This is a genomic window from Mycobacterium neumannii, assembly GCF_002245615.1.
GTDB lineage: Bacteria > Actinomycetota > Actinomycetes > Mycobacteriales > Mycobacteriaceae > Mycobacterium > Mycobacterium neumannii_A.
On record NZ_NKCO01000050.1, the window covers coordinates 1 to 4,172 of the forward strand.

Annotated in this window: 6 protein-coding genes; 4 read left to right on the forward strand and 2 right to left on the reverse strand. The window is 68.6% G+C overall.

The features are described 5' to 3' along the window. Window positions 1-99 precede the first annotated feature (99 nt). Together CEX88_RS25715 and CEX88_RS26480 are read left to right on the forward strand one after the other, a co-directional pair. The gene (locus tag CEX88_RS25715) at window positions 100-450 is read left to right on the forward strand and encodes a metallopeptidase family protein (RefSeq protein ID WP_064419422.1); all 351 of its coding nucleotides are present in this window, start codon (window positions 100-102) and stop codon (window positions 448-450) included. A gap of 59 nt (window positions 451-509) precedes the next feature. Beyond that, window positions 510-701: a hypothetical protein gene (locus CEX88_RS26480; protein WP_082693907.1), complete on the forward strand. Its 192-nt coding sequence runs from the start codon at window positions 510-512 to the stop codon at window positions 699-701. Here the strand turns inward: CEX88_RS26480 and CEX88_RS25725 are convergent. Together CEX88_RS25725 and pheA are read right to left on the reverse strand one after the other, a co-directional pair. Beyond that, complete coding sequence (locus CEX88_RS25725) at window positions 681-1,367, reverse strand: histidine phosphatase family protein (protein WP_094295631.1); 687 nt, start codon at window positions 1,365-1,367, stop codon at window positions 681-683. The two genes, CEX88_RS26480 and CEX88_RS25725, sit on opposite strands and share 21 nt — an antisense overlap. Next, entirely contained in the window at window positions 1,364-2,290 is a 927-nt protein-coding gene (gene pheA, locus CEX88_RS25730; protein WP_094295632.1) for a prephenate dehydratase, read from the reverse strand. The genes CEX88_RS25725 and pheA overlap by 4 nt, the downstream gene beginning before the upstream one ends. 110 nt (window positions 2,291-2,400) lie before the next feature. On the opposite strand from pheA, the gene CEX88_RS25735 reads away from it, so the two are divergent. Together CEX88_RS25735 and CEX88_RS25740 are read left to right on the forward strand one after the other, a co-directional pair. Further along, window positions 2,401-3,198, forward strand: a complete 798-nt coding sequence (locus CEX88_RS25735) for a DUF2470 domain-containing protein (protein WP_094295633.1) — start codon at window positions 2,401-2,403, stop codon at window positions 3,196-3,198. A 19-nt stretch (window positions 3,199-3,217) separates the two neighbouring features. Beyond that, window positions 3,218-3,985, forward strand: a complete 768-nt coding sequence (locus CEX88_RS25740; RefSeq protein WP_094295634.1) for a CPBP family intramembrane glutamic endopeptidase — start codon at window positions 3,218-3,220, stop codon at window positions 3,983-3,985. Window positions 3,986-4,172: the final 187 nt, after the last annotated feature.

Here is a 4,172-nt window from a genome sequence, read left to right on the forward strand (position 1 = left end):
TCGGAGACCAGTTCTTCGAACCGTTCCGGGCTCATCTGTACGGCCACGCGGCTACGGTCCCGGCGCCGCCCCCACCCGCGCCGCCGGGACCGTAGCCGCGTGGCCGTACAGATGAGCCCGGAACGGTTCGAAGAACTGGTCTCCGAGGCGCTCGATCTGATACCGCCGAAGCTCGCCGACGCGCTGGACAACGTCGTCGTCCTTGTCGAGGGCCGCAACGACGAGGAGCCCGACCTGCTGGGGCTCTATCAGGGCGTCGCACTGACCGAACGCGATTCGTGGTACGCCGGTTCGCTGCCCGACACCATCACGATCTACCGCGAAGCGCTGCTGGAGCACTGCGACAGTGAGCAGAACGTCGTCGACGAGGTGGCGATCACCGTGATCCACGAGGTCGCCCACCACTTCGGCATCGACGATGAGCGCCTCCACGAACTCGGCTGGGGATAGCGGGCAAACACACCGCGCGGCAACTGCGCTTTGTCGCCCGCGAGTGCTATCAAGGGGCCATGACCGAGTGCCGAGAATGCGTAGCGGGCCTCGAGCACTGCCATGGCACCGTCATTCACCACGTCGCGTGTCGAGCGGAATGCACCGAACCGGATTGCGTCACCCCGGAAGTGGCGCACGCGTTCGTGATCGACTGTGAGGCGATCAGCTGCGCGTGCACCGTCTCGGTGTCAGCCCATCGGGTCGGCTGAGCGCAGAGCGTCTTCGACCGGCCGCACGTCGGGCTCGGGGTAGAACGGCGGCGTCAGCGACCCCCACTGCAGACAACTCCACCTGCCGTCGGTGATCGGTGCCAGCACGACGGCCTCCGTGTTCCCCAAGTGGTGGTCGAGAGCGAAACTGCGCTCGACACCGGCCAGCACCGAGGACACCAGCCGGATCGCCGCGCCGTGGCTGACCACCACGATGTCGCCGTGCCAGTCGTCGTCGTCGAGATGGCGCATCCGCAGCTGGGTGATGGTAGGCACGTAGCGGTCCAGCACGTCGTGTCCGGTCTCGCCGTTGGGCATCGCCACGTCGAGATCTCCGTCGTGCCACTTCTGATAGATCGATTCGAACGTCGCGATGGCCTCGTCGTCGTTGCGGTCCTCCAGATCGCCGACCTGGACCTCGTGGACCCCGTCGAGCTCCACAGGCGGCAAGCGCACCGAACCGGCGATCTCCTCGGCGGTCTGACGGGCCCGGTGGGCCACCGAATGGGCCAGGATCGCGGGCGCAGCAGGCATGCCCCTGGCGAAGGAGCGGGCCTGATCGCGGCCGAGGTCGGTGAGTTCGGCGCCGGGCGGGCGGGTGTCGAGGCGACGGTGGACGTTGGCCAGTGACTGCCCGTGACGCACCAGCATGAGACGCCCGCTCACCTCAGTCCCTCCCTGAGTCGCGCCAGCCAGCTGGAGGCTTCGTCAAGTCCGGGAGGGGCCGCGCCTGCGGCCGCTCCGGTCGGCCAGGATCCGAGGAATCGCATATCCGAACAACGACGGTGCAGCGCCTTGAGTGCCTCGGCCACCGCATCGTCGTCGATGTGTCCGACACAGTCGAGGAAGAAGATGTAGGTGCCCAACCCCGTTCGGGTGGGCCGTGATTCGATCCGGGTCAGATCGATGTCGCGGACGGCCAGCTCGGTCAGCGCCGATACCAGCGCGCCGGGTACGTTGTCGAGTCGCAGCACCACCGACGTACGGTCGGCGCCCGTGCGCCCTGGCGGCGGGGCGGGCGCTCCGACGAGCACGAACCGGGTGCGCGCGTTGGGCTCGTCGACGATGTCGGACGCCAGCGCCTCCAGCCCGTAGCGCTTGGTGGCCAGCGCGGTGCTCACCCCCGCGTCGGCACGCCCCTCGGCGACGTCAGCGGCCGCCGCGGCGTTGGAGTTGGCGGGCACCACCTGTGCCGACGGTAGATGCTCGGCCAGCCAGTGCCGCACCTGTGCGGCCGCGACGGGGAAGGCGGCGACGGTCTTCACGCGGTCGGCCGCGATACCGTCGCGCACCGCGATCGTGAACGAGACATCGAGCGTGAGCTCGGCGAAGATCTGCAGAGGTGTGCCGCCGGCCAGGCCGTCGAGGGTGGGTAGCACCGAACCCTCGATCGAGTTCTCGATCGGGACACAGGCGTAGTCGGCGTCACCGTCGCGCACGGCGGCGAGCGCGCCGGTGGTGCTGTCGCACGGGACGGGCGTCACCGCGTCAGCACCCGGGCCGCCGGGCAGCATCCCATCACCCGACATTTTGCGCAGCGCCGCCTCGGTGAAGGTCCCCTCGGGGCCGAGATAAGCGATGCGCGGCACGGCACAACACTATCGGGTCACTCGGGTAATGCCGTTCCGCTGCACGAAAGCCTTGCGGGATCCGTCATCTCTTAGTTAAGTTAGGCTCACCTTATCTCAGAGGAGGCTGCATGGCGACAACGGTCACGGCACCGACGACGGCCGAGCGGATCCGCACCGCGTGCGCCAAAGCGGGCGGCGCGATGCTCGCGGTCGAGGGCGGCGAGAACGGGGCTCCCACCGAGACACCGGTCCACCACCTGCTCGACGACGGCTCGTTCGCGATCACCGTTCCCGCGGACAGCGCGGCGGCGGCCAAGGCCGTCAGCGCGGGTGCCGGCGGGGTGCAGGCGGTGCTGGAGATGACGGATTACGCGCCGCTGCCGCTACGCGAGCCGGTGCGCTCGCTGGTGTGGATTCAGGGGCGCCTGCACGACGTGCCCGCCGGTGAGGTGTCGGCCCTGCTCGACCTGATCGCCTCGGAAGACCCCAATCCCGCGCTACTTCACGTGAACTCGGCACCCGCTGACGGCGACAAGGGCCACACGCTTCTGCGACTGGAGATCGACTCCGTGGTGGTCGCCGATTCCACCGGCGCCGAATCGGTCAGCGTGAGCACGCTGCTGGCCGCGCGGCCGGACCCGTTCTGCGCGATGGAGTCGTGCTGGCTGCAGCACATGGAGTCGGCCCACCGCGACGTCGTCGAGAGGCTGGCCAGCCGGCTTCCGATGTCGATGCGCCGCGGGCGGGTCCGGCCCCTGGGTCTGGACCGCTACGGCGTCCAACTGCGGGTGGAGACCGACGACGGCGACCACGATGTGCGGCTGCCGTTCACCCGCCCGGTCGACGACGTCACCGGGTTGAGCCAGGCGATCCGGGTACTGATGGGCTGCCCGTTCCTCAACGGGCTGCGCGCACGGAAGTTGTGACGGCGCTACCGTAGCTCCGGTGACCGGCGCCCCCGACGAGCTCACCGACCCTGCGCGCCGGGCCCTGCGCATCGAGATCGTCGTCGTACTCGCGGTGACGTTCGGCCTTTCGGCCTACAGCGCGCTTCTGAACCTGATCGAGTCGGTGCTCCTCGGCCTCTCCGGTCAGGTCGTCGCGCTCAATCCGCGCCGCTCCCCGTTCGAATTCATCGACCTCGGGCTCAATCTCGTCTGGGTGTTCCAGCTGTCTGCATGGGGTGCGCTGGCCGTATACCTGTTGTGGCGCAGCGGAATCGCCCTTAAATCGATCGGGCTGGGGCGGCCCCGGTGGCGCGCCGACCTACTCGGCGGACTCGGTCTTGCCGCTCTCATCGGGCTGCCCGGCCTCGCGCTGTATCAGGTCGCCCGGCTCCTCGGCATGAACGCCGACGTCGAGCCGGCCGAACTGTACGACACCTGGTGGCGGATACCGGTGCTGCTACTGACGGCGCTGGCGAACGGCTGGGCCGAAGAGGTGATCGTCGTCGGCTACCTGATCACCAGGCTGCGTCAGCTACGTGTGAGCCCGGCGACCGCCGTTGTCGTCACCAGCGTCCTGCGCGGGCTCTACCACCTCTACCAGGGCTTCGGCGCGGGGCTGGGGAACCTGGCGATGGGCCTGGTGTTCGGCTACGTCTACCTGCGGACCGGCCGGCTGTGGCCGCTGATCGTCGCGCATGCGCTGATCGACGCCGTGGCCTTTGTCGGCTATGCCCTGCTCGCCGGCCACCTCGGCTGGTTGCGATGAACATGCGGGCCGGCGACGTAGATTTCTTTAGGTGACCGACAACCGGCAACCGCCCCGCGGGTTCGAGCCCCCGCCGCGGCCGCGCCCGGAGCCGTCACAGGTCTGTCCCTTATAACACTCTGACGCTGCCCACGCAGGGTTCGGCTATGCATTCCGGGGTCGCGGTACACTTTAAAAAAAACAAATA